General features: G+C 63.7%; 20 protein-coding genes and 1 riboswitch. Of the genes, 14 read left to right on the top strand and 6 right to left on the bottom strand.

All coding sequences use genetic code 11. The features are described 5' to 3' along the window. Window positions 1-517 precede the first annotated feature (517 nt). The 7 genes from M2320_RS07340 to M2320_RS07310 all read left to right on the top strand — a co-directional run bounded on the left by M2320_RS07340 (window position 518) and on the right by M2320_RS07310 (window position 5,334). Complete coding sequence (locus M2320_RS07340) at window positions 518-736, top strand: hypothetical protein (protein ID WP_264596711.1); 219 nt, start codon at window positions 518-520, stop codon at window positions 734-736. 65 nt (window positions 737-801) lie between these two features. Then, complete coding sequence (locus M2320_RS07335) at window positions 802-1,152, top strand: MerR family transcriptional regulator (RefSeq protein ID WP_264596710.1); 351 nt, start codon at window positions 802-804, stop codon at window positions 1,150-1,152. Between the two features lie 347 nt (window positions 1,153-1,499). After that, window positions 1,500-3,053, top strand: coding sequence for an acyl-CoA carboxylase subunit beta (locus M2320_RS07330; RefSeq protein WP_264596709.1), 1,554 nt, complete (start codon window positions 1,500-1,502; stop codon window positions 3,051-3,053). A gap of 14 nt (window positions 3,054-3,067) precedes the next feature. Then, window positions 3,068-3,427 (top strand): hypothetical protein, encoded by a 360-nt coding sequence (locus tag M2320_RS07325; protein ID WP_264596708.1) that lies wholly within the window; start codon window positions 3,068-3,070, stop codon window positions 3,425-3,427. Window positions 3,428-3,450: 23 nt separating this feature from the next. Next, the gene (locus M2320_RS07320) at window positions 3,451-3,846 is read left to right on the top strand and encodes a biotin/lipoyl-containing protein (RefSeq protein ID WP_264596707.1); all 396 of its coding nucleotides are present in this window, start codon (window positions 3,451-3,453) and stop codon (window positions 3,844-3,846) included. Window positions 3,847-3,858: 12 nt separating this feature from the next. Beyond that, entirely contained in the window at window positions 3,859-4,023 is a 165-nt protein-coding gene (locus M2320_RS07315) for a hypothetical protein (RefSeq protein WP_184430398.1), read from the top strand. Between the two features lie 180 nt (window positions 4,024-4,203). Then, complete coding sequence (locus M2320_RS07310; RefSeq protein WP_264596706.1) at window positions 4,204-5,334, top strand: sodium ion-translocating decarboxylase subunit beta; 1,131 nt, start codon at window positions 4,204-4,206, stop codon at window positions 5,332-5,334. 551 nt (window positions 5,335-5,885) lie between these two features. Here the strand turns inward: M2320_RS07310 and M2320_RS07305 are convergent. From M2320_RS07305 to M2320_RS07295, 3 genes are all read right to left on the bottom strand, one after another. Beyond that, window positions 5,886-6,527: a DsbA family oxidoreductase gene (locus M2320_RS07305; protein WP_264596705.1), complete on the bottom strand. Its 642-nt coding sequence runs from the start codon at window positions 6,525-6,527 to the stop codon at window positions 5,886-5,888. A 60-nt stretch (window positions 6,528-6,587) separates the two neighbouring features. After that, window positions 6,588-7,232: an NAD(P)H-binding protein gene (locus M2320_RS07300; RefSeq protein WP_264596704.1), complete on the bottom strand. Its 645-nt coding sequence runs from the start codon at window positions 7,230-7,232 to the stop codon at window positions 6,588-6,590. Between the two features lie 83 nt (window positions 7,233-7,315). Next, window positions 7,316-7,933 carry an FMN-dependent NADH-azoreductase gene (locus tag M2320_RS07295; protein ID WP_264596703.1) on the bottom strand — a complete coding sequence of 206 codons (618 nt, stop codon included), beginning with the start codon at window positions 7,931-7,933 and terminating at the stop codon, window positions 7,316-7,318. A gap of 88 nt (window positions 7,934-8,021) precedes the next feature. Between M2320_RS07295 and M2320_RS07290 the strand changes: the two genes are divergently transcribed. After that, entirely contained in the window at window positions 8,022-8,396 is a 375-nt protein-coding gene (locus tag M2320_RS07290; RefSeq protein ID WP_264596702.1) for a winged helix-turn-helix transcriptional regulator, read from the top strand. Window positions 8,397-8,496: 100 nt separating this feature from the next. Here M2320_RS07290 and M2320_RS07285 read toward each other — a convergent pair whose 3' ends face one another. Beyond that, complete coding sequence (locus M2320_RS07285; protein WP_264596701.1) at window positions 8,497-8,892, bottom strand: MAPEG family protein; 396 nt, start codon at window positions 8,890-8,892, stop codon at window positions 8,497-8,499. Window positions 8,893-9,040: 148 nt separating this feature from the next. Here M2320_RS07285 and M2320_RS07280 point away from each other — a divergent pair, with 148 nt between their 5' ends. The 6 genes from M2320_RS07280 (at window position 9,041) to M2320_RS07255 (ending at window position 15,220) form a co-directional block, all read left to right on the top strand. Beyond that, window positions 9,041-10,723: an AMP-binding protein gene (locus tag M2320_RS07280; RefSeq protein WP_264596700.1), complete on the top strand. Its 1,683-nt coding sequence runs from the start codon at window positions 9,041-9,043 to the stop codon at window positions 10,721-10,723. Window positions 10,724-10,770: 47 nt separating this feature from the next. Continuing rightward, the gene (locus M2320_RS07275) at window positions 10,771-11,427 is read left to right on the top strand and encodes a class I SAM-dependent methyltransferase (RefSeq protein WP_425540668.1); all 657 of its coding nucleotides are present in this window, start codon (window positions 10,771-10,773) and stop codon (window positions 11,425-11,427) included. 71 nt (window positions 11,428-11,498) lie between these two features. Next, on the top strand, window positions 11,499-12,659 hold the full coding sequence (locus M2320_RS07270; protein WP_264596699.1) for an acyltransferase family protein: 1,161 nt from the start codon (window positions 11,499-11,501) through the stop codon (window positions 12,657-12,659). 30 nt (window positions 12,660-12,689) lie between these two features. After that, a riboswitch (cobalamin riboswitch) is annotated at window positions 12,690-12,872 on the top strand. Between the two features lie 77 nt (window positions 12,873-12,949). Continuing rightward, window positions 12,950-13,084 (top strand): modified peptide precursor CbpA, encoded by a 135-nt coding sequence (gene cbpA / locus M2320_RS07265; protein WP_264596698.1) that lies wholly within the window; start codon window positions 12,950-12,952, stop codon window positions 13,082-13,084. Then, window positions 13,081-14,466, top strand: coding sequence for a peptide-modifying radical SAM enzyme CbpB (gene cbpB, locus M2320_RS07260; RefSeq protein WP_264596697.1), 1,386 nt, complete (start codon window positions 13,081-13,083; stop codon window positions 14,464-14,466). Before cbpA ends, cbpB begins: the two co-directional genes overlap by 4 nt. Before the next feature lie 385 nt (window positions 14,467-14,851). Next, complete coding sequence (locus tag M2320_RS07255; RefSeq protein ID WP_184429510.1) at window positions 14,852-15,220, top strand: TIGR02300 family protein; 369 nt, start codon at window positions 14,852-14,854, stop codon at window positions 15,218-15,220. A gap of 338 nt (window positions 15,221-15,558) precedes the next feature. On the opposite strand, the gene clpB is transcribed toward M2320_RS07255, so the two are convergent. Next, window positions 15,559-18,186 (bottom strand): ATP-dependent chaperone ClpB, encoded by a 2,628-nt coding sequence (clpB, locus tag M2320_RS07250; protein ID WP_264596696.1) that lies wholly within the window; start codon window positions 18,184-18,186, stop codon window positions 15,559-15,561. 167 nt (window positions 18,187-18,353) lie between these two features. After that, window positions 18,354-19,526, bottom strand: a complete 1,173-nt coding sequence (locus tag M2320_RS07245) for a DUF4167 domain-containing protein (RefSeq protein ID WP_264596695.1) — start codon at window positions 19,524-19,526, stop codon at window positions 18,354-18,356. Between the last annotated feature and the right edge of the window lie 344 nt (window positions 19,527-19,870).

Genomic DNA, 19,870 nt, shown 5'->3' with positions numbered 1-19,870 from the left:
CGATGGGTATCGTTGGTGTTACTATCCTCGGCGACTCGCTCGGCGGGCGGGTCGTAAGCTCGGCGCGCGTCGCATGCGCGATTTTCATGACAAGTGTTTTCTGTTTAAATCTGCGGTGTGCAGATGCAAAAATTAATAAAAATATCGCATAGGCAGTATGATTTCATGCGTATGTGCGTATTAAATCCGGTATCTTGCAGCTATATTGCAGAGTTTGCTTCCGGGTGTTGCGTCTTTGACGTGCCGCTATGCCGCTGCGGCGGTCGCAGAAACGTCAGGCTCTACCGTGTCGTTCGATGATGTTGTCATCATGTGTTGCTCTGCAACTTGCAAGTTGTGACGGTCGCGGTGTCGCTTTTTGCCTGTATCGTCTGGCGCGAGGTTCGATCCGAGAGAGGTCTTTTTCCTGAGTTATTCGAATTATTTTTAAACAAGATCAATGTGTTTGATATAAATCAATTGCGTAACTGCAACTGTGACGCTAGGTTTGCCAATGTGACAATCTTAGAGGGCGTCCGTGGACCAGTCGGTTGAGACATTGAGAGAAATTGCGCTCGTGCATTTGCAGTACGCCGTGCTCGATATCAATATGCTCGGCGATCGCGCGTCTTTGAGTCGGGCGGTGCGTCACTCGAAAGATGCAGAGGCGTGTCTGAAGCAGATCCTCAAGAAAATGTCTGAACTTGAGGGTGTGGAAAGTCATAACAGCGATACGACGACGAAAATAAATTTGTGAGCACTATGTTTTTCTGTTGGGAATGCTCATGAAGGCAAAAAAACAACGTAAAGTCGGAGATCGCGATGAAAGACGAGGATTCTCTGAGATCGATCGGAAAGGTCGCTGACCATTTCAAGGTCTCGAGCAGGACTCTGCGATTCTATGACCAGATTGGCCTGGTGGCGCCGATCCGCAAGAGTGGAGTTCGGTATTATTCGGAAGGCCAAATCAAGAAAATCGGCGATATTCTGAAGTATCAGCAGGCCGGCATGTCTTTGGAGCAGATCAGGACGATCTTCGAAGGCGAACTCGGTTTGTTGAGGGAAGCGGCGCTGAACAGGGCCGATATCGAGGGAATGATCGATCGCTTGCGTGTCCGTCGCGAGGAAATCGACGACGCGATCCAAGAGTTCGAATCGATCCTCGCGGCTTGATCTGACGCGTTTCATGCGACCTATGGGAAGTGGGGCTCGGGCGGCAAAACGGCGCCGGAGCCCTTTGTCTTGCGCTCGCTCCGGCCTGAACGGCCCAGAGCAAACCGCGGCCCCACCGGAGAGACGGCGCCTGAGCCGTAGATGACAGCGTCGATTCCGTCTTGCACAAGACCCGGAAAGGACGCTATCTTCGCCATATCCGACCCCTTCCGTTGGCAAATCGCTTTTAAAATTAATTGGAAGCGACGGATCGACCGCTTAGAGATCGCCCACCGGCCAGACGCAACTGACAGCAAGCCGCCATTCGGCTCGACCGCCGGTGCGCGCGGCGCATGCGAGGTGACCGAATGACCCAGTTCTCCGATCTCCTTGAGGATATGCGCCGCCGGCAGGAAGAAATTTCCAACGGCGGCGGCGCGGAAAAACTCGCCCAGCGCCGCGCCAAGGGGCTGTTCACGGCCCGCGACCGGCTGGACACCCTGTTCGACGAGGCCACCTTTCAGGAAATGGGCGCGCATGCGCGCCATTCCGCCCGCCATTTCGGCATGGAGTCGAAAAACCTGCCCGCCGACGGCGTGGTGGTCGGCACCGGCTATGTCAACGGGCGCATGGTCTCGGCCTTCGCCCAGGATTTTACCGTGCTGGGCGGCTCGCTCGGCAAAATGCACGCCAAGAAAATCGTGACCTTGATGGAGGAGGCGGCAAAGTTCGGCTCGCCCGTCGTCGCCTTCAAGGATTCCGCGGGCGCCCGCATCCAGGAGGGGGTGGACGCGCTGTCGGGCTATGGCTGCGTGTTCTACCAGAACGTGCTGCTCTCCGGCGTCGTGCCGCAGATCGCCGTGGTCTGCGGCCCCTGCGCGGGCGGCGCGTCTTATTCGCCGGCGCTCATGGATTTCGTCATCATGACCCGGAAGAACGCCTATATGTTCATCACGGGTCCGGAAGTGATCAAGGCGGTGACGGGACGCGCTGTCACCATGGAGGAGGTCGGCGGCGCCGACATGCACGCCGCCATTTCGGGCAATGTGCATTTCCTCGCCGAGGACGATTCCGACGCCATCCGCATCGTCAAAAAACTCCTGTCCTTCCTGCCGCAGAACAATTCCGAGGACCCGCCGCATCGGCCGAGCGCCGACATTGCGCTGACCGAGGACGAGGGCGTGCGCGCGCTGATCCCGGACGACCCGCAGCTCCCCATGGATGTGCGCCGGGTCATCGAGCGCATCGTCGACCCCGGCGAATTCCTCGAGGTCCACCGCTCCTTCGCCGAAAACATCATCGTCGGCTTCGGCCGGGTCGAAGGCATTGTCGTGGGCATTGTCGCCAATGAGCCGACCGTCCGGGCGGGCGCGCTGGACATGGATGCTTCCGACAAGGCGGCGCGCTTCATCCGTTTCTGCAATTGTTTCAACATTCCGTTGGTCACGCTGGTCGACGTGCCTGGCTTCCTGCCCGGCGTCGACCAGGAGCGTGGCGGCATCATCCGGCATGGCGCCAAAATGCTGTTCGCCTATGCCTCCTGCACCACGCCGAAGGTGACGGTGATCCTGCGCAAAGCCTATGGCGGCTCCTATCTGGCGATGTGCGCGCGCGAAATGGGCGCGGATTTCGTCTACGCCTGGCCGACCGCTGAAATCGCGGTGATGGGCGCGGAGGGCGCGGTGACCGTGCTCTACGCCAAGGAATTGAAGGCGGCCGAAGACCCCAAGGCCAAGGCGAAGGACTATGCCGCCGCCTATCGCGCCGAATTCGCCTCGCCCTATCAGGCGGCGGCGCATGGCTACATCACCGATGTCATCGACCCCGCTCTGACCCGCTCGACCATCGCGCTGGCTTTGCGCAAGGCGCTGTCGAAACGCGACATCAGGCCGCCAAAGAAACACGGCAACATCCCGCTTTAGCGCAGGAGGAGCGGATGGACGCGGAAACTCTCAAACTGGCGCTGGGCGGGATCGCCGCCGTCCTCGTCCTGTGGTTCGTCGTCAAGCAAGCGGCGCGCTTCCTGGGCTGGGTGGAAACCTCCGAAATCGCCCGCCAGGCGGCGGAAGCGAAGGAAGCCGCCGAGCGCAAGCGGGCGGCGCGCGCCGCCGCGGCGCCGACTGTCGCGTCGCCCTCCATCGCGCCCCAGGGAATCCCGCCCCATCATGTCGCCGCCATCGCCGCCGCCGTCGCCGCCTGCGGCTATCGGGTCGCCCATATCGCCGACCCGCACACGGGCGGCGCCTGGGCGGCGGAAGGCCGCTGGTTGCAGCAGACGTCTCATAATCCGCATTGACGCCCCTCGGGCTGGAGTTCGCCATGCATCGCAAATTCAGGATCACCGTGGACGGCCAGCCCTATGAGGTCGTGGTCGAGGAAATCGTCGGCGACGGCGGCGGCGCGGCCGCAGCAGGCGCTGCGTCCTGGCCGGCCTCCGTTGCGGCGGCTTCGGCGGCGGTGGCGGCCGCGCCGGCCCACACGCCGCCGCGCGCCGCCGCAAGCGCCGGCGACGAGGTCGCGCCGCTCGCCGGCACGGTGCAGTCGATCGAGGTCACGGTCGGACAGGCGGTGCAGGCGGGCGACAAAATCGCCGTGCTCGAGGCGATGAAGATGAAGACCGAGGTCCACGCCAAGGGCGCCGGCAAGGTGGTCTCCATCGCGGTCGCTGTCGGCGAATCCGTCGACACCGGCGCCGTCCTGCTCACCCTCGCCTGAGGTTTGATCGCCATGACCATGCCCGACTCGCTCTACGGCGCCGTGATGCTCAGCCTGATCGATTTCTTCGCCTCCATGGTGATGATCACCGGCATCGGCGTGGTCCTGGCCCTGTTCCCGCTGCTCAACCGGATCGGCAAGGTGGACGAAGACGCGCTGCGCAAGAGTCAGCATTGAGGACCCAGGCCGCCGACACATAAGTGGACCGCCCTCGTGCTCCGCGACAGCCGCGACGCGGCGTCCTCAGCATGAGGGCGACTTTCATATAGGGAACTCCCTCATGGTGAGGAGCCTGCGCAGCAGGCGTCTCGAACCATGGCCATTAAAACGAAACTGACTTCGGGCCGGAGGCGCCGCGTGTTCGAACAATTTTTGTCCTTTCTCGGCGCCCTGCTCGACCAGACCGGCCTCGCCCATTTCTGGTGGGGCAATGCGGTGATGATCGCCGTGGGCTGCACGATGATCTATCTTGCGGTCGCCAAGGGCTATGAGCCGCTGCTGCTGGTCGGCATCGGTTTTTCCTGCGTGATCGCCAATGTGCCGGGCTCCGACCTCACCCAGCCCGGCGGCCTCTTCCACTACGCCTATCAGGGCGTGCAATTGCTGGTGGTGCCGCCGCTGATCTTTTTCGGCGTCGGCGCCATGACCGATTTCGCCCCGATGATCGCCAATCCAAAGCTGGTCATTCTCGGCGCCGCCGCGCATCTGGGGATTTTCGTCGCCCTGATCGGCGCCAAGCTGCTGGGCTTTTCGCTCAACGAGGCCGGCGCCATCGGCATTATCGGCGGCGCCGACGGCCCCATGGCGATCTTCATGACCATCAAACTGGCGCCGCATCTGCTGCCGCAAATCTCGGTCGCCGCTTATTCCTATATGGCGCTGATGCCGCTGATCCAGCCGCCGGTGATGAAGCTGCTCACCACCCGCGAGGAGCGCCTGATCCGCATGAAGCAGTCGCGGCATGTCACGCGTCTGGAAAAGATCGCCTTTCCCATCGTGATCGGCATTATCGTCAATCTGTTCTTCCCGCCGGTCGCGCCGCTGATCACCATGCTGATGCTCGGCAATCTGTTCCGCGAGGTCTTGGTCGTCAGCCGCCTCGCCAAAACCGCCGCCAACGACCTGATGAACGTCATCATCATCATCCTGACCCTGGCCATCGGCTCGACCATGGCGGCCGAACAGTTTTTGACCTTGCAGACCATCGAGATCGTCGGACTGGGCCTCCTCGCCTTCGTCTTTGGCACGGGCTCGGGCGTGATCGGCGCCAAGATCATGAACCTGTTCCTGAAGGAGAAGATCAATCCGCTGCTGGGATCGGCGGGCATCGCCTCGGTGCCGATCGCCGCGCGCGTCAGCCACAATGTCGCGCTGGAATACGACAAGGAGAATTATCTGATCTATCACGCCATGGGGCCGAATCTCGCGGGCGTGTTCGGCACCGCCATTTCGGGCGCCATCATGCTGGCGCTGCTCGGCGTGAAATGAGGCCATGCGAGGCGCCGGTTTTGGAAGACCCGCGCCGCGTCGACCGCCCAAAACAGCAAATTTTACAAAAGTGAAAAGCGCAAAATCCGCGGTTTCCGCGAATTTGTCCGAATTATGTTCATGTTTTGTTTAACGTGAAACGAGCCGCCGCCCCGCACGAAGACAGTTATAACCGACTGTTTTGCAATAATAAATGCGACATGGAGCGCAGGACTTGGGCGCCCCCGCCGCGCCAAGGCCCACGCTGCCCGGCGCAAGCAACCGCAAGGTTGCAACGCTGAAAATCGCGTGATTCCGATCGAAATTTGCGCGTTTTTCGCAAGAATTCGCAGGTTTTTCACTGAATCTGCGCGGAGGATATACAATCCTGGATTGAATTTCGTCAAAAACCTTGCCCCGGAGGCCAGGGAGACGGCGCCAAAAAAGACCGTAGCAGGCGTGGTCGGCAACGGAAGCGCCGGTCGGGAAGCTGCCGGGGCGCGCCTCGCTGAACGGGTTATGTCGCCATCTCTCGGATGCGCTCAGGCGAACGCAATCCGGCGCCCCGTCTGTCAGCCGATCGCCGATGCGCCTGCGGCCTCCGTGATCGCCCGCGCGATTTCATCCTCGCTGCGAGCGCCGTTGATCGCAACGCGACCGCCAAAGACGAAATGGGGCACGGACCGCACCCCCGCCAACGCCGATTTGGCGGCCTCGGCTTCCACATGCTTTCGTCGCGCCGGATCGATGGCGATGGCGCGGGCTCTGGCGCGGTCGAACCCGTGGGTCGCCGCGATGTCGGCGAGGACGTCGGGGTCGGCGATATTCTTGGCGTCGAGGAAATAGGCTTCGCTGATCGCAGTGGCGAGTCGATGCTGTTCGCCGCTGTCGTGCGCCGCAAGGATAAGCGCATGCGCCGATTGGGTCGGATAGGCCCATTGCTGGCGGCTGAGATCGAGGCTGAATCCCGACGCGCGCGCTTCGGCTTCTGGCCGCGCGAAAGCCGCCTTCGGATCTGTCACGCCATAGCGCTGACGAAGCAGGTCGGGAATGAAAACCCCCGAAACCGGCGCGTCGGGCAGGAGCAGCACGGGATGGCGGCGAATATTCACCGCGAGGTCATGGAAACGCTCCGCCAGCACCTTGTCGAGCCGATGCTCGCCAACGAAACACCAGGGACAGCTGATCTCGGTATAAAGGTCGATGTGCAACATCACCTACTCCATGTTTGGGCGAAGCTGGCGGCGGGCCAGGCCCAGCGCCGTCGCCATTTTTTACGCACGATTGGCTATGCCCGGAGCGGCCCGCGTGAATTCCCGGCTCGCGATCTGATCGACGAGAAATTTCGCCAAATTGCCCCGTGAAAGCTTCGTTCCAAGCTTCCGTTGTCCGTACCAGCCAACGTCGATGTCGCCGTCGCTTGGTCCGTCTTTCAGATTCGGTATGCGAACCAACGTCCAATTCAAATCCGAGTCGCTAATCAGCTTGGCGGTGGCCTGAACGTCTTCAACGCCCTTTCTGGCGATGAGCTTGAGGACCGCGAGCATCGCCTGAGACTTGAAGTCGAAGCGGTCCTTGGGATCCCGATAGGCCGCGGTCGACACCTGGATCAGGCGATTGACGTTAGCGTCCTTCATAGCTGTCATGATATTGCCGAGCCCATGCATGACGGGCAGCGTTCCCTTGACGGCGAGGCTGTTAGGGCCGAGCGCGCTGATCACCGCGGCAGAGCCGGTCACGCATTTTTTGATCGCGTCCTGAGTCTCGAGATCGCCGACGACGATGTCGATTTTATCCGCATATGCGGCGAGCTTGCCGGCGTCGCGCGTATAGACGGACAGGCTGTATCCTTGTCTCAGCGCTTCCTCGATGAGGTATTTTCCGGTTGGTCCGGTTGCGCCAAAGAGCGATATTTTCATTGATCGTTGCCTTTTTGATCGTGTTGGCGCCGGCTTTAGAAGGCCGCGCCCCAAGGCTTGCGCCTCGTCCGCAACGCGCCTGATCAGGCCGCGCGGGCGAGCGCGGCGCCGATCTGCGCTTCCGCGGCGGCGATGGCCGCGTTGACCGCGTCCGGACCGTAGGCGGTCCCTTCGATGCGGATCACGTCGACATCGGTGAGGCCGATGAAGCCGAGCAGGTGAGCGAGGTAGGCGGTCTGGAAGTCGAACGGCGCATAGGCGCCTTCGGAAAAGACGCCGCCGCTCGCGGTGACGAGATAGACCTTCTTGCCGGTCACCAATCCGCGCGGGCCGGAGGCGTCGAATGCGAAGGTGACGCCAGGCCAGATGATGTGGTCGAACCAGGCCTTCAGCTGCGTCGACAGGCTGAAATTGATCATGCCCGAGCCGATGACGATCGCGTCGGCGGTCTGGAGTTCGTGGATCAAGGTTTCAGCGCGGCCGACGGCTTCGGCCTGTTCCGGCGTGCGTGACTCCGGCGGCGCCGTGCGGCCGCTGATATAGGCGGACGCGATATGCGGCAGCGGCTTCGCCGAGAGATCGCGAGGGGTGACCGCGCCGCCCGACTGCGCCGCAAGCTTTTTCGCCAGCTCTGTCGCGAAGCGGGTGGACAGGCCTTCGGCGCCGCGGGGGCTCGACGTGACGAGAAGAACGTTGGTCATCGTTTGCTCCGGAAAGGAAAACGGCAGTATCATTTTGTGACCAGCACTATTAATGTGACCTGGCGCCACGCCGCAAGAAGGCACATTCATGTCACTGCGTAACACCGATGTTCCCAGCCCCCGCGACGGCGATTGCCGAATGGTGCGAGAAATCCTCGATCGCATCGGCGATAAGTGGAGCCTGTACGTCATCGTGACGCTCAAGAACGGACCTGTCCGCTTCAATGAATTGCGGCGTCAGATCGACGGGATTTCGCAGCGCATGCTGACGCTGACCCTGCGCGGCTTGGAGCGCGACGGCCTGGTGACGCGAACGATGTTTCCAAGCGTTCCGGTTCGCGTCGACTATGATCTGACCGAAGTCGGCCGCACCCTGCTGGCGCCGGTCATGGCCTTGGTGGCTTGGGCGGACGACAATCGCGACGCGATCCAGGAGGCGCGCCTTCGTTACGATGGCGGCTGAGAAACGGACGCGTGTTGTTCGTCGGCGACCGCCTGCTCGCCGGCCGGCCGCGGCTTCAGGCGCTCAGAAGGCCTGCCACGCGCTTGCGCCGCCCGGCGTCTTAATCCCCCAAAACCAGCCGCATAAAAATGTCGCCGACGGCGCCGAGGCACAGCAGCAGGCTCGCCGAGAGCTGGATGACGAAGCCGGCGGTGCGCGATTTCGGCTCGGCGAGATAGGCGCGCGCGTAGATCGCGCGGCCGATGATCCAGATGACGCCCAACACGGCCGCGCCGAGATCGCTCACATAGATTGCGAACATCCACAGACCGACGATCTGGATCGGCAGCCATTCCAGCGTGTTCATCTGGATGCGGTAATGCCGCTCGAAGGTCGGGTCGCCCGTGGTCGCCGGCGCCGGCACGCCATAGGTCATCCGCGCGCGCGCCACGCGATAGCCGAGCCAGGTGTAGAACAGCACGGTCGCCAAACTGGTGAGAGCGGTCAGATAGAACATGGCTCGACCTCGCGAAACGGCAATCCTACATAATCCCTTGCCGCGCGGGAGCTTGGTCTTCCGCGTCCGAAGCGTCAAGTGCGACGAGGCTTGTCAGACGTCGCCAAAACGTTCATACATAAACTAATAAATAATCCGGGAGGAAACCATGAATGCATCCGCAGGAAATGTCGTCGCGCGCCCATGGCTCGCCCATTATCCGCCGGGCCGTCCGGCGGAAATGTCGGAGCCGCCCTACGACACCCTGGTCGATCTCTGGCGCGGCGTCCGCGAGAAGCACGGCGACCGCATCATCGCCGAGAGTTTTGGCGTCAAGGTGAGCTATGAAAAGCTCGGGCAGGCCGCCGACAAGGTCGCCGCCTGGCTTCAGGCGCAAGGGTTTCGAAAAGGCGAGCGCGCCGCGATCATGGCGCCCAATGTCATGGCCTATCCCGCGGTCATGCTCGGCATTCTGCTGGCGGGCGGCGTCATAGTGAACGTCAACCCGCTCTATACCTCGCGGGAGCTGGAGAGCCAGCTCACCGATTCCACGCCGCGCTTCCTGTTCGTCCTGGAAAATTTCGGCGAAACCGTCGCCGCCGTGCGCGAAAAATTGCCGGTCGAGACCATCGTCCTGCTGGCGCCGGGCGACCTGATCGGCCTGAAGGGCCGTCTGGTCAATTTCATCTCGCGCCATGTGAAGAAGAACGTTCCCGAGGCGCCCATGGCCGGCGCCATTGCGTTTTCGCAAGTCCTCGCGGAAGCCCGCAACCTTCAGCCCACGCCCGTTCCTGTGTCGAAGGACGATCTCGCGGTGCTGCAATACACCGGGGGCACAACCGGAAAAGCCAAGGGCGCGATGCTGCTGCATCGCAACATCCTCGCCAACATCCAGCAGGTCGACGACTGGGCCGGGCCCGATCTGCCCGAGGGCCCGCTGGTGATGGTGGCGGCGCTGCCGCTCTATCATATTTTCGCCTTCACCGCCTGTTTCTGGTTCCAGGTGCTCAAGGGCGGCTCCAGCCTGCTGATCGTCAATCCCAGGGACATCGCCGGCTTCATCAAGACGCTGGAAAAGAGCCGCTTCCACATTTTCGCCGGCGTGAACACGCTCTACAACGCGCTCGCCGACCACCCCGACATCAAAAAGGTCGATTTCAGCGGCGTGGCTCTGTGCATCGCCGGGGGCATGGCCGTGCAGGCGGCGGTGGCGCGCAAGTGGCGCGCGCTCACCGGCAAGCCGATCCTGGAGGGCTACGGCCTGTCCGAAACCTCTCCGGTCCTGTGCGTCAACCGGCCCGACATCGAGGAATTCACCGGCACGATCGGCTATCCCGTGCCGTCAACCGAAATCTCCATCCGCAACGCCCATGGCGAGGAGGTCCCGCAAGGCGAAACCGGCGAAATCTGCGCGCGAGGGCCGCAGGTGATGGCCGGATATTGGGACCGTCCGATGGCGACGGCGGACGCCCTGACCCCGGACGGCTTCTTCCGCACCGGCGACGGCGGCGTCATCCTCCCCGACGGCCAGATCAAGATCGTCGACCGTCTCAAGGACCTGATCATCGTCTCCGGCTTCAACGTCTATCCCAATGAGGTCGAGGACGTGCTGGTCGAACATCCCAATGTGCGCGAAGCCGCGGTGGTTGGGCGGCCGGCGGCGGGAAGCGGCGAGGAGGTCGTCGCCTTTGTCGTGGCGCGCGGGGAGGGGGTGACGGAGGAAGCCTTGCGCGCCTTTTGCCGGGAGCGCCTGACCGGCTACAAAATGCCGCGCAGCATCATTTTCCGCGACGACCTGCCGAAAACCAATGTCGGCAAAGTTTTGCGGCGCAGCTTGAAGGAAATGCTTTGACCACACAGTCGGACGAGGGCCCGCCGCCCTTGCGGAGCGGCGATGGCCTGCGGCTGTCGCCGGGGGATCGCGCCGCCTTCATTCGCGCGGAAACACGGCTGCTGCCGACGCCGCATGCGCCGGAAATTCGTCTGCATCTCGCTGACGAGGCCACCGCCCTCTGGCAGAAAACCGAGGAGGAGCTGGGCGAGATCGGCCTGCCGCCGCCGTTCTGGGCTTTCGCCTGGGCGGGCGGCCAGGCCTTGGCGCGCTACATCCTCGATCATCCCGAGGAGGTCGCCGGCAAGAAAGTGCTGGATTTCGCCTCGGGCTCGGGTCTCGTGGCGATCGCCGCCGCCATGGCCGGGGCGATCAGCGTCGACGCCTGCGACATCGACGCTTTCGCCATCGAGTCGATGCGGCTCAACGCCGAAGCCAATGGCGTGCGGATCATGCCGCGCAGCGATCTCGCCGTCGGCGCCGACGAGGGCTGGGATGTGGCGCTGGCCGGCGACGTCTCCTATGAACAGGACATGGCGCAAACCGTCACCGACTGGCTGGAAACCCTGCACCGGCGCGGCGCCCGCGTCCTGATCGGCGATCCCGGCCGGACCTATCTGGCCCGCGACCGGCTCGAACAGGTGGCGGAATATCGCGTGCCCGTCACCCGCGCGCTGGAGGATTGCGAGATCAAACGCTCCGGCGTGTGGCGCTTTCGCAGCTGATCCCGTCCCCTGCGTATTTACGCTGAGTTCACGCGATGACGGTAGGTTGTGGGTGAACCAGGGTTTCGTCCATGACCTTGCAGACATCCATTGGCGCGAGCGCCGAAGATTTTGTTGCCGATGCGGGCCTCGCCCGTCCCAAAACGTCCGCCAAGTCGGACATCCGCATCCCCGCGCTCGACGGCTTGCGCGGGCTGATGACCTTGTTCGTCATCCTCTCGCATTTCTATGGCGAGGTGCCCCACGGCTTTGGCTATGCCTGCGTCGGCTGGACGGCGGTTTTGGTCTTTTTCGTGCTCAGCGGCTATCTCGTCGGCCGCCTGATCATCGAAAAGATGGAGGCGCGCAATTTCCTCAGCGTCTTCTATCTGCGTCGGGTGTGCCGCACCTTCCCAACCTATTTCTCCGCGACTTTGGCCATTCTCGGCCTGCTCTGGCTGATCGGCGACGCGCGCTGGCTGGACAGCGACCCCAAATTCCCGGTCTGGTCCTATCTGGTCTTCGTGCAGAATTATTTTCTCGTGCATCTGGAGAGCCCGGGCGCGCATTGGCTGTCGCCGACCTGGACGCTGGCGCTGGAAGAGCAATTCTATCTGGTCGCCCCCTTCCTGTTGATGCTGACGCCGCGCCGCGCCTGGCTGCCGCTGATGATCGGCCTGAGCCTGGCGAGCCTCGGCCTGCGCTGCTGGGGCGTGCTGCGCGGCGATCTGTCGCTGGCGCCGATCGCGCTGCTGCCGACCGCCGCCGACGTGCTGCTCGCCGGCATGATCCTCGCCGTGCTGGTCAAGGACGACGTGATCGACTGGAACAAATATGCGCTGCATGTGCGGCTGACGCCCATCCTGTGCATGCTCGCCACCTTTGTCGTGCAAAGGTTCGATGGCGGCGTGGTCGGCCCGCGTTTCGAGATTTTCGGCCCCTTCCTGATGTCGATCGGCGCGGCCGCCTTCATCCTCACCCTGGTCAAGGGCGCGCCCGAGGCGCCGCGCTTCGAGGGCCGCGTGCTCCGCTTCTTCGGCCAGATCTCCTACAGCGTCTATCTCACCCATCTCGCCGTGCTCGGCCTGATGCACGGCCTGATCCTGGGCGGCCCGCCCGACATTTCGACCCCCGCGCAGATCGCGGTCACCACGGCGGCCTTTCCGGTGACGGTGCTGCTGTCCTGGATCATGACCAGGCTTTTGGAAGAACCGATCACCGAATGGGGCCGCCGGCATCGCTGGGTGAGCTGATCGTCTGGCTTGACAGGATTGCGGATCGGATTAAACCGGCCGCCATCCAGTATCCCGGAACGCGGTGCAAATCCGCGGCGGTCCCGCCGCTGTAATCGGGGACGGAGCGGACTCGGTGAAAAACCAGTCACTGGCGGGGTTCACCCCGCTGGGAAGACGTCGCGCTTCGGACGATCCGAGAGCCAGAAGACCTGCTGGATGGGTGAATCGAAGGGCGAAATCCGATGGAAAGGATTTCGGCGAGCGCATGCGCTTGGCCGACGTCCTTCTTTGCGCATCGGAGCAATGCCGTGAACAAGACCCCTGATTGCACTGAGACCAAGCCCGCCGCCCGCCCGGCGGTGATCGCCCTCCGCAAAACCTGCGACGCCGAGGGCACGGGCCTGTCGCACTATGTCCTCATGGACAAGCAGGTGAAGCGTTGAGCGCGCATCCGCGCAATTTCGCGGAGGGCTCCGAAAGGAGCCCTCTCGCCGTCTTCGACATCGATCACCCCACCCATGTCGCCTTGGTCGAGCCCGACACCGCCTTCTGGGGCCTGGTGCGCAAGGAAGACGTTTCGGATGCGCTGGCCGGCGGCGCGCTGCGCGACGCTTTTGGCGAAAAGGGCGACGATTTCGCCCGCGAAATGGACATGTTGCGGTTTCACCTGAAACCGTCGGCGGTCTATTTCAACGCCACCGAGCGCTGCAACCTCAATTGCGCCTATTGCTACATCCCCGGCGAGATGCGCAAGCGCGGCAAGCAGATGGACACAGCCGAGGTTTTGGACGCGCTGGAGCGGCTGCACGGCTATTTCCGCGGCCACATGCCGGAAGACCGCCTGCCGCAGGTGATTTTTCATGGCGCCGAACCGCTGCTGGCGCGCGAGGCCATTTTCGCCGGCATCGATGCGTTCCGCGAAAAATTCCGCTTCGGCGTGCAGACCAACTCGACCTTGCTCGATGAAGCGGCGGTCAAATTCCTCACCGAGCGCGGCGTCGGCATCGGCCTGTCGCTCGACGCGCCGGTCGAAGAGGTCGCCAACCGCACGCGCAAACGCTGGAGCGGCGAGGGCGTGTCCGACCATGTCCTGCGCGCCATGAAACTGCTGGATGGCTATCCCGGCTACAACGTCATTTGCACGATGACCCAGGAAAACCTGCCCTATCTCACGCAGATGGTGGAATTCTTCCACGAAAACCGCGTGCCCGCCTGCATGCTCAACGTCACCCGCTGCACCATGCCGGGCGCCCGCGAGGTCAATGGCGACGAAACCCAGGTCGCCAAGGCTTTCGTCGCCGCCCTGGAGCGCACCCACCAGCTCTATAAGGAGACCGGGCGGAAACTGGTGGTCGCCAATTTCGCCAATATCCTGATCGCCATTCTGGCGCCGACAGCGCGGCGGCTGATGTGCGATATTTCGCCCTGCGGCGGCGGTCGCAGCTTTTTCGCCCTCGCGCCGGGCGGCGATCTGTTCCCCTGCAGCGAATTCATCGGCCTGCCGCATTTCGCCGGCGGCAATCTGTATCGGGACGAAATCGCCGATGTGCTGGAAAGCGAGCCGTTCCGGCTGGTGACCGGCCGCAACGTCGAGGACATCGAGGACTGCGCCACCTGCGCCATCCGCCATTTCTGCGGCTCGCCCTGTCCGGCGGAAGCCCAGGAGATGAATGGCGGCATGGAGAAGAAGGGCGCGTTCTGCGAGTTCTACAAGGAGCAGACGCGCTACGCCTTGCGGCTGATCGCCGATGGCCGTCACGAGGATTTTCTCTGGGACGGTTGGGACGAGGGCGCGCAAACCTCCTGCAGCATCGGCGTCGGCTGAGCAACCGGCTGCTGAAAAAACGTTCTCATGGCTATGCTCAGCAGGCTGCTGCGCAGCCTCCTCACCATGAGGGTTTCTTATTGTATAACAATACAGTAGCCCTCACCCTGAGGAGCCCGCCTTGGCGGGCGTCTCGAAGGGCGGGGGCGGGCCCGGGTTTTTCAGCAGCCTGCTAAGAGCATTTTCGAGCGAACGGGCTCGAGCGCGCGCGGCGCGGGACGACCTGCGCCGCTCCGCCTGGGGCGGGGCTTTGCGGCTTGTCCGAAGCTTTTCGTCTCCGCCGCGTCAATCCGCGCGAGACCGGAGTTGACAGCGACGCGCGGCGCGAATAACCCGACCGTCCGATGGAGATTTCCGGCGTCCGCCGGCAGACAAAGGATGTCACGTGGCCAAACCTGAACTCGGCGGCAAGCGCCAATGCCAGAATTGCGGCACGAAATTTTTTGACTTGAATCGGGACCCGATTCTTTGCCCGAAATGCGGGGCCACTTTCGTTCCGCCGGTTCTGGCCCGCGCCGCGCCGCGTCCGGCCGCCGCCGAAGACGAGGAGCAGGAGACGCCGGAGACCGGCGCCGAGCTCGTGCCGTTGGAGGATGCCGACGCCACCGATGAGAAGGCCGCGGTTGTGGCGGATGATGATGTCGATCTTGGCGACGACGACACCGACGACACCTTCCTGGAAGAAGAGGAAGAAGACAGCGACGACGTCAGCGACCTCATCGACGGCGACATCGAGACCGACGACGAAGGCTGATCCGCGCCTTTGCTGAATGGAAAAACCCCGCCGACGTCGCCGTCGGCGGGGTTTTTGTTAGAGGTTCGGAACTCCTGTTCACCGAACGCGCTCTAGCAGGATGCTGAAAAAGTCCCGTTCCGATGGCCATGGTTCGAGACGGCTGCTTCGCAGCCTCCTCACCATGAGGGATTTTCTCTACTTAGAATAATCGAGTAGCCCTCACCCTGAGGAGCCCGCCTTGGCGGGCGTCTCGAAGGGCGGGGCGGTCCACGGGTTTTTCAGCAGCCTGCTCGTTCTTTGTTTGACGCATTTTCTTCACGCGAACCGGCATCCACTTCGCTCGAAAATGCTTCGTCTCAGTTCAGCGCCGCGGAGGGCGGCCGCGAAAAACCGCCGCCGGGGAAGGGGACGATCTCCCCGCCCAGGGTCAATTGGCCGTCGCGCACCGAAACCTCGACGGTTTCGCCGTCCGCCACCTCGCCCGCCAGAATCTTTTCCGCGAGCGGGTCCTGCACATATTTCTGGATCACGCGCTTGAGCGGGCGCGCGCCATAGGCGGGGTCGTAGCCCTTCTCCGCCAGCCAGTCGCGGCCGGCGTCCGAGAGTTTCAGGGTGATCTTGCGATCCTCCAGCAACCGGCCGAGACGGCCGAACTGGATGTCGACGATCGCCCCCATATCCTCCCGCCGCAGGCGGTGGAACAGGATGATCTCGTCGACGCGGTTGAGGAATTCGGGCCGGAAATGCCCGCGCACCACCGACATCACCTCGTCGTGGACGACATTGGAATCCTCGCCGTCCCTCTGCATCACCAAAAATTCCGAACCGAGGTTCGAGGTCATGATGACCACCACATTGCGGAAATCGACGGTGCGGCCCTGGCCGTCGGTGAGACGGCCGTCGTCCAGAACCTGCAGCAGGACGTTGAACACGTCCGGATGCGCCTTTTCGATCTCGTCGAACAGCACGACCTGATAAGGCCGACGCCGCACGGCTTCGGTGAGCGCGCCGCCCTCCTCATAGCCGACATAGCCGGGAGGGGCGCCGATCAGACGGCTGACAGAGTGCTTCTCCATATATTCCGACATGTCGAGGCGCACCATGGCGGTCTCGTCGTCGAACAGGAAGCTCGCCAGCGCCTTGGTCAGCTCGGTCTTGCCGACGCCGGTCGGGCCCAGGAACATGAAGGAGCCGATGGGGCGGTTGGGATCCTGCAGACCGGCGCGGGCGCGCCGGACGGCGGTCGCCACCGCGACCACAGCCTCGTGCTGGCCGACCACGCGCTTGGCCAGCGCCTCCTCCATTTTCAGGAGTTTCGCCTTTTCGCCTTCCAGCATCTTGTCGACGGGCACGCCGGTCCAGCGCGACACCACCTGCGCGATATTGTCCGGCGTCACCGCCTCATTGACCAGCGCCGCGCCTTTCTCCTCGGTCTCCGCGAGCTTGCGCTCCAGATCCGGGATCACGCCATAGGTGAGGCGCCCGGCCTCGGAATAATCGCCGCGCCGTTGCGCCGTCGCCAGATCGTTGCGGGCGGCGTCGAGCTGTTCCTTGAGTTTTTGCGCCGCGCCGAGCTTGTCCTTTTCGGCGCGCCAGCGCGAGGTCAGCGCCGAGGATTTTTCCTCGAGATCGGCAAGCTCCGCCTCCAGTTTTCCCAGCCGGTCGCGCGAGGCCTGGTCGGTCTCCTTTTTCAGCGCCTCCTGCTCGATCTTGAGCTGGATGATGCGGCGGTCGAGCTCGTCGAGCTCTTCCGGCTTGGAATCCACCTGCATGCGCAGCCGCGACGCCGCCTCGTCGACGAGGTCGATGGCCTTGTCCGGCAGGAAGCGGTCGGCGATATAGCGGTTCGACAGCGTGGCGGCGGCCACCAGAGCGGCGTCGGCGATGCGGACGCCGTGATGAACCTCATATTTCTCCTTGAGGCCGCGCAGGATCGACACGGTGTCCTCGACCGTGGGCTCGCTGACGAACACCGGCTGGAAACGCCGCGCAAGCGCCGCGTCCTTCTCGACGTGCTTTCTGTATTCGTCGAGCGTGGTCGCGCCGACGCAATGCAATTCGCCGCGCGCCAGAGCGGGCTTGAGCAGGTTGGAGGCGTCCATGGCGCCATCCGCCTTGCCCGCGCCGACGAGGGTGTGCATTTCGTCGATGAACAGGATGATGCCGCCCTCGGCCGCGGTGACCTCGTTGAGCACGCTCTTGAGGCGCTCCTCGAACTCGCCGCGATATTTCGCGCCGGCGATCAGCGCACCCATGTCGAGGGCGAGCAGGCTCTTGTCGCGCAGGGATTCCGGCACGTCGCCATTGACGATGCGCAGCGCCAGACCCTCGACGATCGCCGTCTTGCCGACGCCGGGCTCGCCGATCAGAACCGGATTGTTCTTGGTGCGCCGCGACAGCACTTGAATGGTGCGGCGGATTTCCTCGTCGCGGCCGATGACCGGGTCGAGTTTTCCGGTCCGCGCGGCTTCGGTGAGGTCGCGGGCGTATTTCTTCAGGGCGTCATAGGCGTTTTCGGCCGAAGCGGAATCGGCCGTGCGTCCCTTGCGCAAATCCTCGATGGCCTTGTTGAGCGCCTGGGCGTTGACCCCCGCGGCGGCCAGAATCTTGCCGGCCTCGCTGGAGGAATCCATGGCGAGCGCCAGCAGCAGGCGCTCCACGGTGACGAAGGAATCGCCGGCCTTTTGCGCGATCTTTTCGGCGCTGTCGAACAGGCGCGCCGTGGTCGGGGCGAGGTAAAGCTGGCCCGCGCCGGCGCCTTCGACTTTCGGGATTTTGGAAAGCGCCAGCTCGGTCTGCTGCAAGGCGTCGCGCGACCGGCCGCCCGAGCGGTCGATCAGGCCGGCGGACAGACCCTGCTCGTCGTCGAGGAGCACCTTTAAGACATGCAGGGGGGAAAATTGCTGGTGGCCCTCGCGCACGGCGAGAGACTGGGCCGATTGCACAAAACCGCGCGCCCGATCCGTATATTTCTCAAGATTCATAACAACCTCCTTGATCGCCGCAAAACCCCTTCTGGCGGAAAGGCGGCGTCAGATTCGGACCCCATTGGGCATCCTCGGACCTGATATGGGAGGCCGAAGCGGCGCCGGGAAGGGGCGCCGCCGCGAACTGGGCAAAAAACAACGGCGCCCCGCAGGGCGCCGTCGGATCATTCGGCCGAGCTGGGCTCAGGCGTCTCGGTGGGGGGCGCGGCCTCGGCGGCCTCGGCGGCCTCGTCGGCGCGGGTGCGGCGGCGGCGGCGCGGACGCAGATGGAACCGCGCTTCCTCGTCCTGCGGGGCTTCGGCCGCGGCTTGCGGCGCTTCGGCTGCGGGCTGCGGGGCCTCGGCGGCGGCGCTCTGACGAGAACGCGGGGCCGCGGCTCGCGGCGCCTCGGCGGCTGCTTCAGGGGCCTCGGCGGCGGCTCTTGGGGCCTCGGCGGCGGCCTGCGGAGCCTCGGCGACCACAGGCTGCGGCGCCGCGGGCTTCGGCGCGGGTTCGATGCGCGGCGGGAAGGCCGGCTCGGTTCTCGGCTGCTCCTCGCTCACCACCGGCGCGGGGGCCGCGGGCCGCATGGGCGCGGTGATGAAGGCCGGCAGCGCGCTCATGGCGCTGAAATCGACATCGGGCTGGTCGCGATTTTCCGGCGCCGGCTCGAACCGGGGCTGATCGCGGAAACGGCCGCGCGGCTGGTTGTTGCGGTCACCGCGATCGTTCGGGCGATCGCCCTGGGCGCCGAAGCGGCGGTCGTTGCGATGCGGGCGGTCCTGACGCTCGCCGCGGTCCGGCCTGTCGCCGCGCGGCTCTCCACGATCCTGGCGCTCCCCGCGATCCTGCCGGTCTCCACGATCCTGCCGCTCGCCGCGATCTTGACGCTCACCGCGATCTTGACGCTCGGCGTTTTGCGGCCGGTCCATGAACTCGCCGCTGAAGGCGGGACGCTCGAGATAGGGTTGCTGGCCCATGCCCATTTGCGGGCCATTGCCGTTCTGCCCCGGCGCGACAGTCGGCTGGCTGCGCTCGAACGGCGAGGCGAAGCGGTCGTGCATGGCGATGAAATCGTCATCGTCGTCGGACTCGTCGATCTCGTCGGCGCGACCGAAGCCCATCTGGCTCTGCGCCTGCGCCGCCTGGGCGGTCGCGATGATCCGGTAATAATGCTCCGCGTGCTGGAGATAATTCTCCGCCACCACGGTGTCGCCGGACGATTGCGCGTCGCGGGCGAGTTGCAAATATTTTTCGGTGATATGCTGGGCGGTGCCGCGGATTTTGACGTCCGGTCCGTTCGACTCGTAAGTCCGCGTCAGCGGATTCGGACCCTTGCGGTTGTTGCGTCCACGCATACGCTTGTTCTGACCAGGTCTCATCTACAGTCCCTGAGTAAATCCGCGACGCGCGGCGGCCGCGCCGTTGCGAATGGGCTGGAGCCCGACGAATCGCTCGGCGATTCGGGACTCCATGATCTCACAGCGGCTTCTGCTCGCGCGCTGCTCCAGGCGGAGGGTCGAGAGTGCAATTCAGCTTCCGCCTGATCGGCAATGGTTGCGGACGATGCCGCAAGCCGCTTTCCTACAAGTATGTCCTTTGAGGGAGCCAGCAGAAAACACCATGCTGCTCGAATCGCGCTTTTAACGCTGAGCGACATCCGGATGGTTGGGAACCAACGCCTTACCGGAGTCGAGGTCGT

Source organism: Rhodoblastus acidophilus, assembly GCF_025961575.1.
Lineage (GTDB): Bacteria > Pseudomonadota > Alphaproteobacteria > Rhizobiales > Beijerinckiaceae > Rhodoblastus > Rhodoblastus acidophilus_C.
Note: the sequence above shows the minus strand (reverse complement) of the source record. Positions and strands in the feature narration are given on the sequence as shown.

Coding starts and splice junctions, on each gene's coding strand:
- M2320_RS07325 (WP_264596708.1), top strand. CDS start 3,068: ATGGACGCGGAAACTCTCAAACTGGCGCTGGGCGGGATCGCCGCCGTC.
- M2320_RS07245 (WP_264596695.1), bottom strand. CDS start 19,526: ATGCGTGGACGCAACAACCGCAAGGGTCCGAATCCGCTGACGCGGACT.
- M2320_RS07280 (WP_264596700.1), top strand. CDS start 9,041: ATGAATGCATCCGCAGGAAATGTCGTCGCGCGCCCATGGCTCGCCCAT.
- M2320_RS07300 (WP_264596704.1), bottom strand. CDS start 7,232: ATGAAAATATCGCTCTTTGGCGCAACCGGACCAACCGGAAAATACCTC.
- M2320_RS07330 (WP_264596709.1), top strand. CDS start 1,500: ATGACCCAGTTCTCCGATCTCCTTGAGGATATGCGCCGCCGGCAGGAA.
- M2320_RS07305 (WP_264596705.1), bottom strand. CDS start 6,527: ATGTTGCACATCGACCTTTATACCGAGATCAGCTGTCCCTGGTGTTTC.
- M2320_RS07285 (WP_264596701.1), bottom strand. CDS start 8,892: ATGTTCTATCTGACCGCTCTCACCAGTTTGGCGACCGTGCTGTTCTAC.
- clpB (WP_264596696.1), bottom strand. CDS start 18,186: ATGAATCTTGAGAAATATACGGATCGGGCGCGCGGTTTTGTGCAATCG.
- M2320_RS07320 (WP_264596707.1), top strand. CDS start 3,451: ATGCATCGCAAATTCAGGATCACCGTGGACGGCCAGCCCTATGAGGTC.
- M2320_RS07315 (WP_184430398.1), top strand. CDS start 3,859: ATGACCATGCCCGACTCGCTCTACGGCGCCGTGATGCTCAGCCTGATC.
- M2320_RS07295 (WP_264596703.1), bottom strand. CDS start 7,933: ATGACCAACGTTCTTCTCGTCACGTCGAGCCCCCGCGGCGCCGAAGGC.
- M2320_RS07335 (WP_264596710.1), top strand. CDS start 802: ATGAAAGACGAGGATTCTCTGAGATCGATCGGAAAGGTCGCTGACCAT.
- M2320_RS07290 (WP_264596702.1), top strand. CDS start 8,022: ATGTCACTGCGTAACACCGATGTTCCCAGCCCCCGCGACGGCGATTGC.
- M2320_RS07270 (WP_264596699.1), top strand. CDS start 11,499: ATGACCTTGCAGACATCCATTGGCGCGAGCGCCGAAGATTTTGTTGCC.